At 38.1% G+C, this 18,047-nt stretch carries 15 protein-coding genes; 2 read left to right on the plus strand and 13 right to left on the minus strand.

The annotated features are described in order from the left end of the window. Position 1 precedes the first annotated feature (1 nt). From arsD to MKX34_RS28920, 6 genes are all read right to left on the minus strand, one after another. The gene (gene arsD / locus MKX34_RS28895) at positions 2-364 is read right to left on the minus strand and encodes an arsenite efflux transporter metallochaperone ArsD (RefSeq protein WP_076296464.1); all 363 of its coding nucleotides are present in this window, start codon (positions 362-364) and stop codon (positions 2-4) included. Between the two features lie 57 nt (positions 365-421). Next, on the minus strand, positions 422-841 hold the full coding sequence (gene arsC, locus MKX34_RS28900) for an arsenate reductase (thioredoxin) (RefSeq protein ID WP_076296465.1): 420 nt from the start codon (positions 839-841) through the stop codon (positions 422-424). Between the two features lie 56 nt (positions 842-897). Continuing rightward, positions 898-1,956: an ACR3 family arsenite efflux transporter gene (arsB, locus tag MKX34_RS28905; protein WP_042128004.1), complete on the minus strand. Its 1,059-nt coding sequence runs from the start codon at positions 1,954-1,956 to the stop codon at positions 898-900. 53 nt (positions 1,957-2,009) lie between these two features. Then, positions 2,010-2,354, minus strand: a complete 345-nt coding sequence (locus tag MKX34_RS28910) for a metalloregulator ArsR/SmtB family transcription factor (protein ID WP_179089283.1) — start codon at positions 2,352-2,354, stop codon at positions 2,010-2,012. 109 nt (positions 2,355-2,463) lie between these two features. Next, the gene (locus MKX34_RS28915; RefSeq protein ID WP_256717613.1) at positions 2,464-2,787 is read right to left on the minus strand and encodes a metalloregulator ArsR/SmtB family transcription factor; all 324 of its coding nucleotides are present in this window, start codon (positions 2,785-2,787) and stop codon (positions 2,464-2,466) included. A 249-nt stretch (positions 2,788-3,036) separates the two neighbouring features. Next, positions 3,037-3,462: an arsenate reductase ArsC gene (locus MKX34_RS28920; protein ID WP_076296467.1), complete on the minus strand. Its 426-nt coding sequence runs from the start codon at positions 3,460-3,462 to the stop codon at positions 3,037-3,039. A gap of 517 nt (positions 3,463-3,979) precedes the next feature. Between MKX34_RS28920 and MKX34_RS28925 the strand changes: the two genes are divergently transcribed. Both MKX34_RS28925 and MKX34_RS28930 read left to right on the plus strand, forming a co-directional pair. Then, on the plus strand, positions 3,980-4,474 hold the full coding sequence (locus MKX34_RS28925) for an arsinothricin resistance N-acetyltransferase ArsN1 family A (RefSeq protein WP_143763723.1): 495 nt from the start codon (positions 3,980-3,982) through the stop codon (positions 4,472-4,474). A 107-nt stretch (positions 4,475-4,581) separates the two neighbouring features. Next, on the plus strand, positions 4,582-4,941 hold the full coding sequence (locus MKX34_RS28930; RefSeq protein WP_076296469.1) for a hypothetical protein: 360 nt from the start codon (positions 4,582-4,584) through the stop codon (positions 4,939-4,941). Between the two features lie 404 nt (positions 4,942-5,345). Here the strand turns inward: MKX34_RS28930 and MKX34_RS28935 are convergent, their stop codons facing one another. From MKX34_RS28935 to glmM, 7 genes are all read right to left on the minus strand, one after another. Further along, entirely contained in the window at positions 5,346-7,172 is a 1,827-nt protein-coding gene (locus tag MKX34_RS28935) for a TnsD family Tn7-like transposition protein (RefSeq protein ID WP_076296471.1), read from the minus strand. 123 nt (positions 7,173-7,295) lie between these two features. After that, positions 7,296-9,110, minus strand: a complete 1,815-nt coding sequence (locus tag MKX34_RS28940; RefSeq protein ID WP_081383884.1) for a TnsD family Tn7-like transposition protein — start codon at positions 9,108-9,110, stop codon at positions 7,296-7,298. Between the two features lie 16 nt (positions 9,111-9,126). Then, positions 9,127-10,860 (minus strand): AAA family ATPase, encoded by a 1,734-nt coding sequence (locus MKX34_RS28945; protein WP_076296473.1) that lies wholly within the window; start codon positions 10,858-10,860, stop codon positions 9,127-9,129. Further along, a complete protein-coding gene (locus MKX34_RS28950; protein WP_076296474.1) occupies positions 10,853-13,036 on the minus strand; it encodes a transposase in 2,184 nt (727 codons plus the stop codon). Before MKX34_RS28950 ends, MKX34_RS28945 begins: the two co-directional genes overlap by 8 nt. Positions 13,037-13,053: 17 nt before the next feature. After that, on the minus strand, positions 13,054-13,893 hold the full coding sequence (locus tag MKX34_RS28955) for a TnsA endonuclease N-terminal domain-containing protein (RefSeq protein WP_076296475.1): 840 nt from the start codon (positions 13,891-13,893) through the stop codon (positions 13,054-13,056). 295 nt (positions 13,894-14,188) lie between these two features. Beyond that, positions 14,189-16,021: a glutamine--fructose-6-phosphate transaminase (isomerizing) gene (glmS, locus tag MKX34_RS28960; protein WP_036681297.1), complete on the minus strand. Its 1,833-nt coding sequence runs from the start codon at positions 16,019-16,021 to the stop codon at positions 14,189-14,191. Positions 16,022-16,663: 642 nt separating this feature from the next. Continuing rightward, positions 16,664-18,004, minus strand: a complete 1,341-nt coding sequence (gene glmM, locus MKX34_RS28965) for a phosphoglucosamine mutase (RefSeq protein ID WP_036681292.1) — start codon at positions 18,002-18,004, stop codon at positions 16,664-16,666. Positions 18,005-18,047: the final 43 nt, after the last annotated feature.

Genomic DNA, 18,047 nt, shown 5'->3' on the forward strand with positions numbered 1-18,047 from the left:
TTTATTGTGACTTCACTTTTAGTTCTAAACGCACTCTAGGCTTCATCGTAAGTTCAGAAGCCGGAATCCCTGTCCAGTTCTCTAACTCTTCATTAGTAGGATAACCTTGTTTCTTAACGACCTGACCATCTATCATAATTACAGGCAATACATCTGGTCCTTCATCAGTCAGTAATTGTTTAACAACTTCATTCGCAACAAAAGCAGCCGGCTCACTGGACAAGTTATAACGGGAAACATAGACGTCCCTTTTCTTCAGGTTATGCACCACTGCAGAGATCCGAATTAATTCCGGATCAACACTCGGACCACATACTCCTGTGGAACAACACATCGCTGGATCATAGATTTCAATAGAGTTCATTTATTTAATCTCCTTTCTGTAGAAAAAAGCCGGGATTTCTCCCGGCTGGACTATTCCTTATTCGCCGGTTTCAGCAAATTGTTTAATTCGTGCTCCGACCTGATCACGGACCTGCTGGAATACAGCCCATTTCTCTTCGTCAGTTCCTTGCGCTTTCGCAGGATCATCAAATCCCCAGTGTTCCCGTTTCACTTTTGGAGGTGTAATCGGGCACTTATCAGCAGCGTCTCCACACAAGGTAACCACCAGATCAGCGTTATTTAATAGCTCTGAATCAATAATATCGGATGTCTGAGACGTGATATCAATACCTACTTCATTCATAGCCTTCACTGCTTTAGGGTTAAGACCATGTGCTTCGATACCTGCACTGTAAATATTCCACTCATCACTGAGGTATTTCTTTGCCCAGCCTTCAGCCATCTGGCTCCTGCAAGAGTTTCCAGTACACAAAAAGTAAATTGTTTTCTTTTCCATGAAAGATAATCTCCTTTATATTGAAGGTAATAGTAACTATATTTTTGATGCTTTGTTTAGGCAGCAGGTGACGGTTTATTAAAGTACTTCTTCCCGAACCATAATGAGACGTTTACAAGCCCGATAAGAACAGGCACCTCAACAAGCGGTCCGATAACAGCGGCAAATGCCGCCCCTGAATTTAATCCGAACACACCGATGGCCACTGCAATACCCAGTTCAAAATTGTTGCTGGCTGCAGTAAAAGAAAGTGAGGCTGCTACCGGATAAGAAGTTCCCGCTTTTTTGGACATCCAGAAGGACAAGAAAAACATAATGACGAAGTATATTAATAATGGTATAGCGATTCTAACGACATCCATAGGTAGCTGAATCATTAAATCTGCTTTAAGTGAAAACATCAACACGATTGTAAATAAAAGGGCAATCAAAGTAAGAGGACCAATCTTTGGCAAGAAAACCTTCTCGAACCAAGCCTCACCCTTTGTCTTCAGTGCAATCACTCGCGTCAATATTCCAGCTGCAAATGGAATACCCAAGTAAATCATTACGCTTTCCGCAATTTGCCCCATCGTAATATCAACGACTGCTCCCTGTACGCCAAACCATCCGGGCATTACAGTGATGAACAAATATGCAAAGACGGAATAAAAAATAATTTGGAATATGGAGTTAAAAGCCACTAAACCTGCTGTATATTCCGGGTCGCCTTTTGCCAGATCACTCCATACGAGAACCATAGCGATACATCGAGCCAAACCTATCATGATTAATCCAATCATGTATTCCGGCATATCGCTCAGAAATAAGATGGCTAACAGAAACATTAGTACTGGACCGATAATCCAGTTCTGCACCAAGGAGAGCAGTAGTACTTTCCAATCCTTAAATACTCTTCCCAGTTTCTCAAACTTCACTTTAGCGAGCGGTGGATACATCATCAGAATCAATCCCACGGCTATAGGAATTGAAGTCGAACCTACCTGCATCTTCGATAAACCTTCCGAAAAGCTAGGTATCAAAAAGCCGATCAAAATCCCAATTCCCATTGCCGCAAAGATCCATAAGGTTAAATAACGATCCAAGAAAGACAACTTTTTTTCTCTTTGACTCATATTGTTCAATCTCCTTTGATAAGTTTTCCTTATCACTTAGATCCTTGCACGTATTAATTACAAGAAATTCTAAGACCTTTCTTATCGAGCTCTTCCAATTCATGGTCTTGTGAAGGAACGTAGGACAGCAATTTCTGAATTAATTCATTATGATTACTATTAGAATTAATTGAATAAAAAATCCATTGACCCTTCCGATTTTCCTTTACCAGACCTGCATCCTTTAGTTTGCGTAAATGCTGACTGACAGACGGTTGACTCGTTTTGAAAACTTCGACAAGTTCGCATACACAGCATTCTTGCTTCTCCAACAATTTCACCATGGTCAACCTCGTTTTATCCCCCAAAAGCTTTAATACCAATGATATTTCATCCAAATCATCTAGAGAAAAACTCATAATTCGTTCCTCCTTTCCCTCATCATTATATAATCATATGCTTATATAAGCAAGAGGTAATATACCAATCAGACTCTGAGTATCCCTTCATTAGTCTTAAATCGTTCGATTAATCACAATCAGCTTCAATATAGTTCTCTTTTAACAAAGAAAGCAGCGTTTGAGTATCGGGTAAGGTATCTAGAACGGTTTGAATATAGGGTTTATCAGCCACATCAAGTGAATAGTATACCCATTGTCCACGTCTTCTTTCCTTAACCATTCCCAACGCTTTTAATTTCCTTAAATGCTGGCTGACATTGGGCTGAGTCATATCTAAGATTCCCGCTAGATCACACACACACCATTCTTTATCTTTCAATAGTCCCATTATTGTGAGTCTGGTTTTGTCACCTAATAATTTCAGTTTTTCAGCCATTTCCATATCGAACATATACACAGTCCCCTCAAGATTACGAACAAAATAATATATAAATATATAACCATATATTATTGTTTGATTCCTTCAAAATCAAGAAAAGCTATTTCTGTAGATAAATCCCCTTAATTCGAGAACCTCTTTTTATTCTTATGGTTTGCCGTGAATAATCGTTCGATAAACTGTTTTTTTTAAATTAGCTCATCCCACATGTTCACAACTGAATGTACGATGATACTACACCCGATATCGATACAAAGATCTTTATTCGTTAACTGGTATTTTCATTTCCTTCAATAGTGCAATAACTTTCTGTTGGATTTCGTCCCTTGCAGCTCTTACATCTCTCAGAAGACCATCATGCGTTAACGGATCAGTAATATTCCATTGAACGTTTTTGATGGCAAAGGGCACGATTGGACATTTTTCATTAACTTGTTCACATAACTTTATAATGACTTTCGATTGCATAAACGTTTTCATATCAATTGTTTTTGAGCTTTTGTTTGAAATATCAATTCCTATTTCCTTCATGACTTCAATGGTATAAGGATGGATATCTCCGGATTCAAGCCCCGCACTTTCAGCGACCACATGATCACCACCATAATATCTAGCAAAAGCCTCCGCTATTTGACTTCGGCAACGATTCTGGATACAGAGAAAATAAAGATGAATTGGTTGTTGCATTTTCTCAACCCCTTTCTATTTGTATATCATTATATAATTAAATCATTATATTCAAATCACTCTTTATGTTATCGCAATGTAAAAAAACTAAATAAAACCACATTACTTATATAATATTGACATCCAAAATCATGATTTACCCATTTCAATTTTTAGTTGCATTTTGCAAGTTTTAGGATTATAACTTATGTATGAGATGAAAATAATGGAAAATGGGCGAGAGATATTTCAAATAATGACTCGCCGCTTATGCGTGCTGAATAAAATCTTCTGCAACGTAGGTGGTTATAATATCTCCACTACACGGCTGATTTCTCTTCAGTTATATTTTCATATTACAAATTAATTTAAGTTCGCATTATAAAATGGTGGATTACTGAGCTGTAATTGAACCCAATGTTTGAATCGCAAACCTGATTAAGGATTGGATATGTGATTCCGATATCCAACTAATATCGTATCTATGTGTTTAGGCGAGAAAATAATATCATTTTATTTAGGGGGATGGTTCACAATGATTTCTACACTCAATGTTCGTCAAGCAACATTAGAGGATTTGAATAGTATTCTTCGGATTTACAATCAGGGTATCGAAGATAGGATCGCTACGCTTGAAACCGAGGGAAAAAGTTTAGATTACATGAACAGATGGTTCCAAGATCACCAAGGACGCTATAGCATCTTAGTGGCTGAAAGAGAAGACGAAGTGATCGGCTGGGCCTCTCTTAACCCTTATTCCCTTCGCTGCGCATATAACGGTGTTGCAGACCTCTCTGTTTACATTGATCGTAACTTTCGTGGACAAGGTGTAGGAAACTCCCTTCTCGAATCCTTGGAAAAGTCAGCACTAGAGCAAGAATTTTATAAAATCGTACTTTTTACCTTTCCCTTCAACCAAGGAGGTCAAGGATTGTATCAGAAAAGGGGCTACAGGAAGGTTGGAGTTTTTGAGAAACAAGGCGTTATGGATGATGCTTTCATAGATGTTATGATTATGGAGAAGCTATTGTAAATATATTTACCACATTGATTATTGAGCAAGGGGATCCAATCAACCACAATAATCTCTTTATTTTTAAAGCAGTTACTCTTATCTAATGATTAAAGAGGTGTCATAACATGAGCTTAAATTTTTACGATTATCGTGAAATGATTGCTAAAAACTTGGTAACTTTTCTTCGGCTGAAAGGCTATTCTAAATTGTCTTTGTCCAAACTATCAGACATCTCCCGACCTATCATTGATCAGATCATCAAAGGTGAAAGTTTTGACTCCCAACTGTACAATAAACAAATCGAAAAGATCAATAAAACATTTGACTTGCCAGATAACTATTTCATAACCTCCCACAGCTCGATGACTCCAACAACGTATACTTACTCAGATCAATATGTACATTCAGAAAGAACTCCAGAAGTTAAGGAATTGTTGGATGGCTTGTATAACATCCTGGACATTTATTCTCTGTACTTAAAGTAAGAAAATAAAACTACATAGTAATAGTTGAACTGAACCCCGGATAGTAGACACTTTAAAAAAAGTGAACCATATTCGGGGAAGACTCTTTTAGATGTAAGTGTGATTTGTGAAAAGCACCTAAGGTACCAAGCTGAAGAACAGCCAACACAGTATATTAGCGCCCACAGCCCTCGAGGATATTCAGAAATAGCAGTCTCGATCACTGTCCAATCGCTACATCACTATCTGCCTGAATGGATTGAATCTGAAACTCTATCTTGGAAGCGCCCAGGACAAAGTTATCGATTTTGCTATAGGCATCAGCGAAGAGAAACCACATCAAATTCAAGGTTATAATTTGGCTAGTGAGAGGGTACCACGTTAAAACATTAGAATTATTTAACAGATAAACCATTAAGAAGCTCTCAATGACTTCCTATAAATTCCACCTTTAAACCAGAAGCTCGAACGAGCTCCCAATGCTTAATAACGGTATTTGTTTTCATTGATTCTAATGCTCTGATTTCAATTCGCCTACTTTGAAATTGATCTATCGACTCCAGTACATTATCTAGCTGATTTGATGTCTCAGGTAGTTTATGTAACATATTAAATAGCAGAGGTAACTTCCCCATCCTTTTCCCTATTTCAGTCTTTGTAACTCTGATAAGTTTAGTATGCTTTTCATTTAATATAGCATCAGCAGTATTTTTTACCTCTTTAGCAAGTTCAACATCCCGTTCTTTCCAGTTAACTCGTTCTTTCTGAATAGCCTCGTATTTCTTAATCGGCGTATTTTCAGTCAGCCACTTTCTATCATGTCTGTACAACCATGTATATCCAGCCTGATCTAGTCTCCTTAACTCAGTTACTGATGCATGGCTATTTTTCTTTTTTAATCCATTCCATCTTTCTCTATATACCATAATTTCATGCTGATTCTCAATCTTAGTTACAGCAATGATATCTTTGTTAGTCAAATTATTAACCACCGTCTTCGGATCACACCCAAGTATTCTGGCCATTTCCCTCAAAGGAATATCTTCATGAGCAATTACTCTTAATTTCTCGCTCCACTCTTCTCCAAATTTTTTCACTCTTCCAACTCTAAAACGATCATCCGTGGTTTGATCTGGTCCCTTACGCGAATAGACAAACCCGCATGAACATGAAAACGTGCCAATAGGCTTCCCTGTTTTGGAGTCTCTAGTAACTTCACACGATTGGATAACCGAGTCATTATAATGTTTTGCAGCTTTATTAAGACATGGCCAGGGACCCTTTCCAAAAGGCTCAAAAGATAGCTTATCATGGCATATTCCATTATATGTACTTTCAACAGTCTCACCCAGAAATTGAAGTACCAGTAGATGCCTTAATGGATGGCATGTAACTCGTGGTTTTCGAAGTAACTTATGTAACCATGTCGCTTCTTGCGAAGGTGCAATGTAACTTTGAAGACTCATAAGTAACTCTTTACCGAAAAACTGAGTGAATGCAGGAATTAAATCCGCCCATCTAATTCTTCCTGAATGATTGGATAAACCCATTCGTTGTAATTTCATAACATAAAACTGATTAATATTTTTTAATCCAAGTGGTTCAAACCTATAATTTAATAGATTATAGGTCTGTTTAGCGATATAATCTATTATCTCAAAAGAGTGCGGCTGTATTGAAATCTGTTGGTGTCCGACTGTATCCTCCAAAATACTTTCTAAAGAAATAAACACATGTTTATTTCTTTGCTTAGCATGAGATACATTGCTTCTAATCAGAACATTGTTATGATAATGGCATATAAAAACACCCTCTGCCTGATGCGATCTATGCCAATATGCTTCTCCATAAGTTTCACGATCTTGATCAACACAGTTCGGGCAATATTTTAGATTTTCTTCTACCTTTACTGCCGAGGCTGGCTTTCCTAAATGCATATATGCACTAGCCCCTTTGTCCAAGATCATTATCTCCTCCAAACCTAAATTCTTTTCATGAGAAAGAAAAGGCATATAATATGGAAAAAATGTATGATTAGCTATTAATTCTCCAGGTGTAAGTTTACTTCCTATTGGCATATTTCTACAAAGAGCGGCTAGGTGAGATGGAAACAACAATGCTGCACATACATTCCTATCACCAAATAAATCGTCTACTGTTTGTTTATGATTTTCACTTCCTGAATCTCTATGATATCTTGCTAATGTACTATACAGTATTTCATCAGGAAATAAAAAAGGGAAATTTATCATAATGCTTTCACTCCTACTACTCGGCATTAAGAATATTTTCCCCACAACATATATGAATAATTCCTACGTCTCATAATTTTTATTTTGATATTATTCTAAGGCCTCGCAGATAAAGAGTTCATATTATTTTGTTAAACACTTATTTTCAAAAAGAAATTTCCGAATATGTTCATCAACTTCTTCATCACTATTTAAATAGAAACTTACAGAGGCTTTTTTTTTAAATTGACCTACTGTCATTCCATTATTGTTATTAGCTGAAATTTTAAGATGATACCTTGGTATACTACGAATTAAAAATTGTTTTTTTGTTTCAACATACTTATCAATCTCTAATGCAGCTAAAGGTAACTGATCACGATTATAATGTCTGAACCTATTTCTATCTAAGGGTGCTAATTTTTTAAGAATTGTTTTTCTACGGATGGGTAAATGATAATCTGAAGAGATACTCTTAGCTGCTTCACGTATCTTACACTGTAAGTCCCGATCAATTGCACTAAAATTCAATTTTCTTTTATGAGGGTTATTTTTCGAAGGTATTCTTGATTCCAACCATTCCTTGTCATATTTCATCAGCCATTCATAAAGATATGCAGATTGTTTTTTTAGTTCACTACGTGTTCTACACGTACGATTAGTTAATAATTCAATCATTTTCATTCTCTTCTTTTCTAGCTTGAATTCAAAATTCGCTTTAGGTGCCACTGCCACTTCTTGATAGGCTGCACACATTTCTACAATTTGTCTATTATTAGCATGTCTATTAATTTTGTTCTTAATACAATCTATATCATCTCCTTTAATAATACTCACATGATTGCAGTTATCACAATAATACCTGATCGAATATATCCTAGAACGATCATTCACATCTCGAACACAATGACTAATTCTCTCAATACCATATAAAGGGCATTTGCAATTTTGGCAAGCCCATGGTCCATTTCCATAGGGAATTTTTATAGCATACCTATTCTCAGACGCTGTTAGTAGTTTAAAAGAACCTGATAATAATTGAGCTAGCAAAAAGTAAAACAGAATATAATTCACCATCTGTTTCGGATTAAATAAGTTATTCTTAAAGTATTTACTATCCATATCCATTTTGTCATATCCCAACTCCTTAAAATCTAAGGATTTTGTGTTAGTTTTATAGAATGTTAGAATTTCGTTTTTTTTCATTGTTCCTCTCGGAGTAATAAAATTATGAGCAAAAAGTTCCTGAGTAAATTTTAAAATAACTGTATCAACATTCAGTTTCAAATTATTATTTCTAACGAAGGCAATATCATTGAATAACTTTATTTGCATTTTATGCATAGAGTTGATTTCTATTTGTTCGTATGGAAGGGTATTACCACATTTACATCTTGTTCCTTTAAGTAAAAGGCCTGTCTGATTATCACCGTATTTACTCATACACTTGGTACATCTGATATACAGAGGTACAAGATGAGTGGGGCATATTTGTAAAAAAGACAATTGATGTTCTCTATGCATATAAACTTCACCATACATAATTTCATCATTTATCACACAAGTAGGACAATATTTAATCTCGGATGATAAAATAGCCTGTACCCCAGATATTTGAAGCTGCCCTTTCGCACTTCCTTTATTGACCCCATGCAATATATTCTGATACATTTGACTAATTCTCTCTTGGGTAAGAAACACTTTATATAATCCAAACCATGTGTGCTCATTGAGAAACTTTTCTACCGTAAATTTGTGTCCAATAGGTAAATTGTTCAACATTGTTTGTAGCCCTCTTGGGAATATCTTTTGTTTATAAGAACGTACCCCGAAGATTTTACTTTGGGTATGTATAAATTCAGAATCTCCGGAATGCAAATAATACCTATAGACTATACTTCGGAAATCTTCGTCAGGAAAAGGCTCCACGAACGAAAGTATCCTATCCAATTTGATCATCCTTCCATCAACTATTTTATAGTGATATCAAATCTAGCAGTTCGTCCACTGCTCTTATATATCTTTTTTCTTCAAGCGCCTCTTCTGTCGTTAGCCCCCGTTTATACCCCATCTGAACAACATAACGGATATCATCTTTTGCCATCGCTGGTTTTAATGGCTTCCTTTTTTGGGATTTGGGAATTTCCCCGTTTGATATCTTATCTTTTCTGTTTGTATTTTCTGAGATATCTTTATTCTCCATAACAAGTTGTGCTATTTGACTATACATTAATGTTAAATCAGCTAACCCAGAACTGGCATCATAGACTTTATTAGCTATCGATTCTGCTTCTGTTGAAGATTGAACTAATTGCAGTGCAAATCTAGTCAGTTCAATCAATATTTCTTCTTTTTTTCTCTTTTGGAGCATTCGTGCATGATCTTCTGCTAAGCTTCCGTGAACGGTAATCCTATGAGATACCTCTTTTAGATATCCGTTGAGAGGAGCCCAATCGGGTTTAATATCCTCTAAGTCTGCGTATGCGGATGGATCTCCTGATCGTATTCTATCAAAAATTTGTTGGACCAATTTAAGACTTTTTTCTGCTACCTCACGAATAACACTTACACGAATACGTTCATCTCCACCATTTACAATGGTACGAGATTGCACATGAATAAAAAGCTTGACTGCTATATCGGGAATTCCTAAAGAAAAATAGTACATTGCTGCCTTTAGTTCTGGTGTGATTTCCGTATATGTTCTTGTGTATTGAATATCCCAGAGGTTTTCAATAAAATGATTCCAGTCCCAACTATCCTCAAGTAAATAACCGGATATATTCTCAGCATCGCCGTTTGGTAAGCACTTTCGGCTATTCGCTAAAGAATTTTTGAATAAATAAAGCGCTTTAAATGAGCCGATTAAGACCACTGGAACTCCAATTGTATTTACAAGTTGAGTAATAAAATCGATCATATTATCTTTACCACCAGAGTAAGCTGTTTGTATTTTTTGAATTTCATCAATAAACAATACACCGAGATGCGTTTCAGCAACTGTGGTTACCATTCTCTCGGCTAGTTTACCGGCATCTCCAGGTTTCTCAGCATATTTTTTATAGTAATCAGTCCCTAATATTTTATCTACCTCGGAATAAAACATTCTTACAAATGTCTTAACTGATTTATTAAATGGACATTCCACTTTTATCCAAACGAGTTGAGTCTTTGGTAGCATTCTTTCTTGATATTCACTATGATGAATTACTTGGGGAAATAGTTGCATTAATATTCGCTCGTATAATTGAGTTTTTCCATACCCGTTAATAGCAATCTCAACGAGACTTTGTGCTGTAGAAATGTTTCCGGCTAAATTTGCACCAGTTTCGTCTACCCCAGCTTTATATATTTCATCCCATCCAATAGCAAACTGACGATTATACATCGCGTGCATTGGATTTCTTGACTGATAGCCTATTTTTATCATCGAATACAGATTGCGATACTTCTCATAGTGATTAGGAAGCGGCAACCAGAAGTCCGGTTTGATTTGTTGTACGAATTCTAATCGATCTTCAGTGCATAATTTTGAATACTTTGAAGCAAGCGGCGGGGTTGAATAGAGCGCATCAATAAATTCATCTTCTTCGATACGCTCTGGTAAAGCTTCAATAAAAGGGTTACCTTGATTTCTTGGATGGACTTGCTCATTATATTTTGCCATAACATGTGTTCCTTTTAGCCCAGAAACCCCTTCGTTATTCATCCGCCGCATCTCTCTTTCTTTTTTCTTGAATCTTTCTTGAATATAGTGATTTTCTATCTTCTTCAGTGGTAAGCGCATTCTCATTCAAGTCATTGGAAGTTGGGAATTGTATGATATTATCCTCATTTGTAGTAGAATCTTTATCTGCACTTACCGGTTCCAGTGATACGCTAGTCATTGCTCCCATTGCCCCCCAAACTTTGCTATCTGCTGTTCTAGTCTCACGTTTGTTCTGATTTCTAGAATAGAAACTTACGTCTTTTGTAGCTTCTTTTGTCTTCTCCGTTGCTGATTTATCAAGTTCTGCTGTAAAGGCATGTAACTCAGCACGGTGTTGTTTTTCTTGCTTTTCCTGTTCTTTGATTTGGTTATCACGATATTCCATGATTTTGTCCACCTCATCAAAATGTAATCCCTCAAATTCCTTGGATTTTCCGGTAAGTAAACACTGTAGTAATTCTTTTCCATACTTAAAAAAGATACTACTACAACTTCTTGGGTCATATGTGATTTCAATATCAGTTTTCCCACCTACTCCAAGTCCGTTCCCCACAAACCATCCCTCTTCAATGCCTTTACTGCAAGTATAGTTAAGCCCTCTATATTCAATACCACGACGAGATACTTTCGCTGAAGCACGGGGCAATAGATTATAACGCAACTCATCTTTAGATCGTTGATGAAGTAATCTCTTCCCTTTACTCCACTTCCAAACACTTAATGGGGTAAGCTCAACTTGATCAGTGAACATATCTTTTGTAGCTGTGAACTCCTTACTCAAAGCACTTTTGTTATAGGTTAAAAAATATACAATTAAAAAGTGATTAAACTCTTCGATAGTCCAAGCCGATTCCTTAGCCGGATTATAGTCTCCTCGTTCAAGTGCTCCAGCTTCTGTGGAGCCAGATAATAATTGTCTAATCGTCTCATTAGTTATATGGAAGTTTGATTCTATAAAAGGTTTTAGATCACCACGATAGGATGGTGCGTTTAAGACATCCACTCCTATATTGACAAACCTTTCTGATAGTTGCGCTTTCAACTCTCCGCGATCACCAACTAGATTTCTTGGTAAATAGTGACATGGCCAGTCTTCTTCACTAATTTGGATACCATAACGTGCACAAAATTCCACTTTGTCAGTTGCTGCATTTTCTGCTGCTACCATAGATTCAAACCACGAAGCATTTGATAAACTCACATGAAAACCAGCAACTAATCTACTAAACACATCCATTACGACATATAATAGTGGCTTACCGAGTATTGTCTTACGATCAAAAGACACTAATAAAATGTCTGATTTAGTTGCATCTACCTCAAACACTGCACCAACGCATATTGCCTTTTCGGATGCATCTTCAACCATTGGTCGTGTATCCATGGTTGCGCGCCTTTTGCCATATTTATTTCTGTATTGGGAGGCTTTCGGATACTCATTGTTGTACCAGTAACGAAATTGACGTAAACTAGGGCTTTCGTCTGGATTAACAATCGGAACTCTAACTCCGTATTTTCGATAATAACCACGTTTATAATACGTCTCACACATTCTTTCATGCGTTTTAGTAATATTCATTCCTAACCGAATGTGAAAAACATTTATAGCCGATTTAAATATTTCTTTATCTGCTTCTGTTATCATGGGTCTAGTTGTAGTTTTTGGACCAGTTTTTTTCTTGTACACTCGCTCTTTACCCGGAATACCACAATCAAAATAATTATTAAGTAAGCCATTTATTGACTTACCGTAAAACCAGTATTTCAATAAATTATCCCTTATAACCTTTTTAGGTTTTCCAGAAGCTAAATGTGCCTCCTCAATTAATCTCCCTCTACTTTTAGATAAGTAAATATCTGGTTCTTTTTGTACAATATCCTTGATAAGATTCCAACGTCGATCTCTATTTTCCTTGTACTTATTTAGGTAATCTTCATCAGGTGAAACAATTCTCATATCAACTTCTAGCTCAGTTAACCTGCACATCCTCTCGCTTAAATCACTTAAAATATCTTCACACTTCACGAAATAAGGGTACGACAATTTCTGGGGGTTATCGATGCTTACGACAACAGCATTTTCCTGTTTGTTATCAATCCACAATACACGTAATATCTCAGTAACTTTTAGATCCTCACTCAGATACTCAACGATTGAATTAATTACTATTTGCACAAATAACCATCTCCTTTTTAAGCTAGGTGAATTATTTTATTCTGAATGTCGCTCTTAAAAATTCTCAGTGGTTCACTTTCTCTAATAATTTTTTTGTTCATTTCAGTCTCCCATTTTTTATTCGCTAACATGTGCTGCAGGATAAACATACAACTGCCTTTCGTCAGTCCAATTGCTTTATCTGTTCGAATGCAGAGGTTCATGATCGATGTTTTAGCAGCATCATTGATAAAAATCTCGTATATATCATCTGCTATTAATTCAATAAGCTCTTCATTAACTACTTGTTGTGTATCCAAATATTTCGCATGTGCCATCCATTCAACATTTTTCACAAGGAAATATGGAATTTTATCTTCCGTAACAATACACCAGTCAATACCTAACTCTGCAAAGTAAATCCTTTCAATTTCAAAGAGCTCTAAAGTACGAACGGTTAAATTCTCTTTAGGTTTTATGGTTCGTACAACATTTCTAAATCCATATATTGTTCGCAGCGTCAACATAAAGTCCGTTGTCATTATCACAGATTTACCATCTAAATGCGGATGTATAATACCAAGTTGTTCAGCGATCTCCATTGTTTTTTCTAAGGGGAGAAGCGGCCATTGCTCTCGAATATCAGATATTCCATCTAACCATTCACAATAATACAAATATCTCCTTTCATGTTCCGACAAGGTATGGTGTGTTCGTTTTGTTTTCCACCCTTTATGTCGTGTTAACCACCCCTCTGAGGCAATTTTATTATCATGTGCTTGAATAAACGGAAGATAGTTCTCCCCAACACCTTGCCCCCTCCCTTTTTTGAGATAATTGTTTTGTAACTTTACTTTTCTATCAGCACGTTTAGTCATAAAACTCCTCCATTCCATAAAGTTGTCCACTGAGTGAGGTCTCTGTTTTATCTTTTTTTCTGGAAAACGACTAATGGCCCCGTCCTTTAGTAACAAAGGACAGAGCCATTAGATATAAGTTGTTTGCTATTCTAGGTGTCATAAGATTAATTCTAGCCATGATCAACTTTTAATAAACTACTCAGACACAAACTATATTGTCTAAACACAAACTTATTGTAAATACACAAACTATATTGTCGCAGACACAAACTTTAATGTTACTGAACACAACTATACTTTTATATCACCAAACCTACTCCACAGTAACACTCTTCGCCAAGTTACGTGGTTTATCCACATCATGACCCAGCGCAAGAGAAGCATAATAAGACAATAATTGCAGAGGCACTACGGACAAAGCTGCTGTCAGCATTGGAAGTGTCTTTGGAATCACGAACACTTGATCAACTGATCTAAGCAGGTCAGTCAAATGCTCTTGGTGAGTGATTGCCAGCACGTCTGCGCCACGAGCTTTCACTTCTTTGATGTTGCTGACGGTCTTCTCAAGTACAGCTTCCTGAGTTGCCAGGGCAATAACTGGAACACCTTCTTCGATCAGAGCCAATGTACCGTGTTTCAATTCACCTGCAGCATAAGCTTCGGAGTGAATATAAGAAATTTCTTTCAGCTTCAAGGATCCTTCTTGAGCAACTGCATAGTCTACACCGCGGCCGATGAAGAACAAGTTTTTGTGCTCAGAAATTTGTTCAGCATAACCTTTGATCGCTTCTTTTTGAGCTAGGATCTCTTCCACTTGCTCTGGCAGAGATTGCATAGCTGCAAGAATCTTAGTAACCTGTGCTTCGGTTTGTGTTCCACGAACTTCAGCCAAGTAAAGAGCAAACAATCCAAATGCGATCAATTGTGAAGTGTAAGCTTTGGTCGAAGCTACTGCAATTTCCGGACCCGCCAAGGTTACCAACACATCGTTCGCTTCCCGAGCAATAGAGCTGCCCACTACGTTAGTGATCGCCAATACGTGTGCCCCGTTAGCTTGTGCTTCACGCAGAGCTGCCAAAGTATCTGCAGTCTCACCGGATTGGCTGACTACGATAACCAAAGTTTCTGGAGTCACGATTGGTGAACGGTAACGATATTCCGAAGCAATATCATTCTCAACCGGAATACGAACCAAGGATTCGATCATAGTACGTCCTACCACACCTGCGTTGTATGCTGTTCCGCAAGCAACGACTTGAATGTTACGGATGTTCTTGATTTGTTCTTCAGTCATGTTCAATTCAGGCAATACAACCTTGTTGCCTTCCGCATTGATGCGACCACGCATTGTGTCGCGGTAAGCCTTAGGTTGCTCGTGTATTTCTTTCAACATGAAATGCTCGTAGCCGCCTTTTTCTGCGGTAACTGCATCCCAATCGACAGTAATCATTTCCCGAGAAATAAAATTGCCTTCAATCGTCATCAATTCGACAGCATCTCTTGTCAGCACAGCCATTTCGCCGTCATTCAAAATATATACGTTACGGGTATATTCAAGCAGTGCAGGAATATCTGACCCGATAAAGTTTTCTCCTTCGCCAAGACCGATAATGAGCGGGCTAGCTTGACGCACAGCCACCAGTTTATCTGGTTCATATTCAGTCAGGACGCCTAATGCAAACGCACCGCGCATGAACGTAATCGCTTTTTGTACAGCCTTCACGATATCCCCGTCATATTCGCGAGCAATCAGATGTGAAATAACTTCTGTATCTGTTTCAGAGACAAAGTGGCATCCGCCAGCGATCAGCTCTTCTTTCAGATCCAGATAGTTTTCGACAATACCGTTGTGAACTACCGAGAACTTCATGCTGTTATCCGTATGTGGATGTGAGTTCTCATCGGATGGTTTACCGTGAGTCGCCCAGCGTGTGTGTCCGATACCTGCGCTACCTGCCAGCGGGCTGTCTTGGAGCTTCGACTGCAGATTCGCCAAACGGCCTTGAGCTTTCACTACTTGTAGTCCTTCTTGGGTAAATACAGCAATACCAGCGGAATCATATCCACGATATTCCAATTTCTTCAAGCCCTCAACCAAGATCCCCTGCGAATTCTGATTACCAATATATCCTACAATACCACACATTATAATTTCCCCCGTCCGAGTTATCGTAATGTGGCGGCATAAGGAAAGAAACGTGCCGTGCGGCATGTTTTTGAGAAAAAGCAAATATTCTGTTGTATTTTAGGATCAACAAAATAAACTGTCACTTACATTCTAATGTTCATGAAATGCACAGCCTTCTCCTCTGCCGTGGCAGAAATAACGTGTTTCCTTCTGATGCGCGCACACATGAATAATATAATTTGTTGCACCCATGAAAACGTTGTGTGAAAGGTCGCCCTTTCATTTTCCGTATCCATTTACGGTTCTGGTGCATCACCGGGAGGTCCCCGCCGAACATTTCGAACACCTCCACCTCGTCAGCTTACGTCTGCCGTGATCCGTTCAAGCCATAGCCTATACATAACAAGTAAGCAGCTTTCCCTTCTCCCCCGCGCTAGACCAAGCTCTGGCGCTTGCTATTGCTAACCTCACAATCCCCGCTTTCCTTCTAGAATGACACTTAATCTATTATATGCACCTTGTAGTACTTTGGCAATGGCGCACCAACCTAAATTTTACAAAACCAGTTCAAACGATCCAATCCTAAAATAAAATAACACTGGTGCAACGAGTCCGAATCGCTCTCGCTCACTGCACCAGCCTTATAGTTAAGGTAATGGATTATACCAATTCGCGTTGAACTACTTCCACAATTTGATTCACATAAAGATCTAGATCTGCCTTATCCGGTCCCTCTGCCATAACGCGGATTAGAGATTCCGTACCTGACGGACGTACAAGCACACGGCCATTGTCGCCTAGCTTGCCTTCTACTTCAGCGATAGCCGCTTCTATAGCTACGTTATTAGGGTAATTAGTCTTATCCTGTACACGAACATTAACCAGCACCTGCGGGTATTTAGTCATCATACTCTTAACTTCGCTAAGCTGTTTGCCTGTAGCCTTAAGCGTGTCTACCAGCTGAATAGCTGTAAGAATACCATCACCAGTAGTATTGTAATCCAGGAAAATAACATGTCCAGACTGTTCTCCACCTAGATTAAAGCCTCCACGACGCATTTCTTCCATAACATAACGATCCCCTACAGCTGTCTTAGCGGTATTCAAGGATAATTTCTCGGTAGCTTTATAAAATCCGATGTTACTCATAACGGTTGATACAATCGTGCTATCCTTCAGCTTACCTGCACGGTTCATCGCATCGCCACAAATACAAAGGATAAAGTCACCATCGACTTCATCACCATTATTATCAATAGCGATCAAGCGGTCTGCATCTCCGTCAAAAGCAAGTCCCAAATCAGCTCCATGACGTAAGACTTCTTCACGCAAAGTCTCTGGATGTGTCGAACCAAATCCATCATTAATATTCAATCCATCTGGCTCAGCCCCGATAGAGATCACCTCAGCGCCAAGCTCTCTGAACAGTCTTGGAGCAAGCTCATACGCTGCGCCATGCGCACAGTCCAGTACAACCTTAATTCCCTTAAAGTCCTGAGAAATGGTAGTTTTCAAATATTCCAGATAAAGATACTTAGCATCATTATCTACGGTAACCATACCTAAACCTGAACCGATAGGACGAGGCAATTCATCTACCTCCGCATCCATAAGCTCTTCAATTTGCAGTTCGGTTTCATCTGTTAGCTTGAAGCCATCCCCACCAAAGAACTTAATGCCGTTATCCTCTACCGGATTGTGAGAAGCTGAGATCATGACGCCTGCGTCTGCTTTTAACAATCTCGTAATATAGGCAACAGCAGGTGTACTAACTACGCCTATACGGATTACATCAGCTCCAATAGACAATAAGCCCGCAATCAGCGCGGATTCCAATAAAGGACCGGAAATACGTGTATCCATTCCGATAACAACCTTCGGTTTATCCAAGTTACCCGCTAGTACATATCCTCCACAACGGCCAATGCTATAAGCCATTTCTGCAGTCAATTCACGGTTTGCTACTCCCCGCACACCGTCTGTTCCAAAATACTTCCCCATTATTTTTCTCCTTTGAATACGCTACGTTAGCTTAATGTACTAT

It is taken from the genome of Paenibacillus sp. FSL R5-0636, from assembly GCF_037974255.1.
Lineage (GTDB): Bacteria > Bacillota > Bacilli > Paenibacillales > Paenibacillaceae > Paenibacillus_AQ > Paenibacillus_AQ odorifer.

Excerpts from the sequence above, each read along its gene's own strand:
- arsD (WP_076296464.1), bottom strand. The coding sequence starts at position 364 with ATGAACTCTATTGAAATCTATGATCCAGCGATGTGTTGTTCCACAGGA.
- arsC (WP_076296465.1), bottom strand. The coding sequence starts at position 841 with ATGGAAAAGAAAACAATTTACTTTTTGTGTACTGGAAACTCTTGCAGG.
- arsB (WP_042128004.1), bottom strand. The coding sequence starts at position 1,956 with ATGAGTCAAAGAGAAAAAAAGTTGTCTTTCTTGGATCGTTATTTAACC.
- MKX34_RS28910 (WP_179089283.1), bottom strand. The coding sequence starts at position 2,354 with ATGAGTTTTTCTCTAGATGATTTGGATGAAATATCATTGGTATTAAAG.
- MKX34_RS28915 (WP_256717613.1), bottom strand. The coding sequence starts at position 2,787 with ATGTTCGATATGGAAATGGCTGAAAAACTGAAATTATTAGGTGACAAA.
- MKX34_RS28920 (WP_076296467.1), bottom strand. The coding sequence starts at position 3,462 with ATGCAACAACCAATTCATCTTTATTTTCTCTGTATCCAGAATCGTTGC.
- MKX34_RS28930 (WP_076296469.1), top strand. The coding sequence starts at position 4,582 with ATGAGCTTAAATTTTTACGATTATCGTGAAATGATTGCTAAAAACTTG.
- MKX34_RS28935 (WP_076296471.1), bottom strand. The coding sequence starts at position 7,172 with ATGATAAATTTCCCTTTTTTATTTCCTGATGAAATACTGTATAGTACA.
- MKX34_RS28940 (WP_081383884.1), bottom strand. The coding sequence starts at position 9,110 with ATGATCAAATTGGATAGGATACTTTCGTTCGTGGAGCCTTTTCCTGAC.
- MKX34_RS28945 (WP_076296473.1), bottom strand. The coding sequence starts at position 10,860 with ATGAATAACGAAGGGGTTTCTGGGCTAAAAGGAACACATGTTATGGCA.
- MKX34_RS28955 (WP_076296475.1), bottom strand. The coding sequence starts at position 13,893 with ATGACTAAACGTGCTGATAGAAAAGTAAAGTTACAAAACAATTATCTC.
- glmS (WP_036681297.1), bottom strand. The coding sequence starts at position 16,021 with ATGTGTGGTATTGTAGGATATATTGGTAATCAGAATTCGCAGGGGATC.
- glmM (WP_036681292.1), bottom strand. The coding sequence starts at position 18,004 with ATGGGGAAGTATTTTGGAACAGACGGTGTGCGGGGAGTAGCAAACCGT.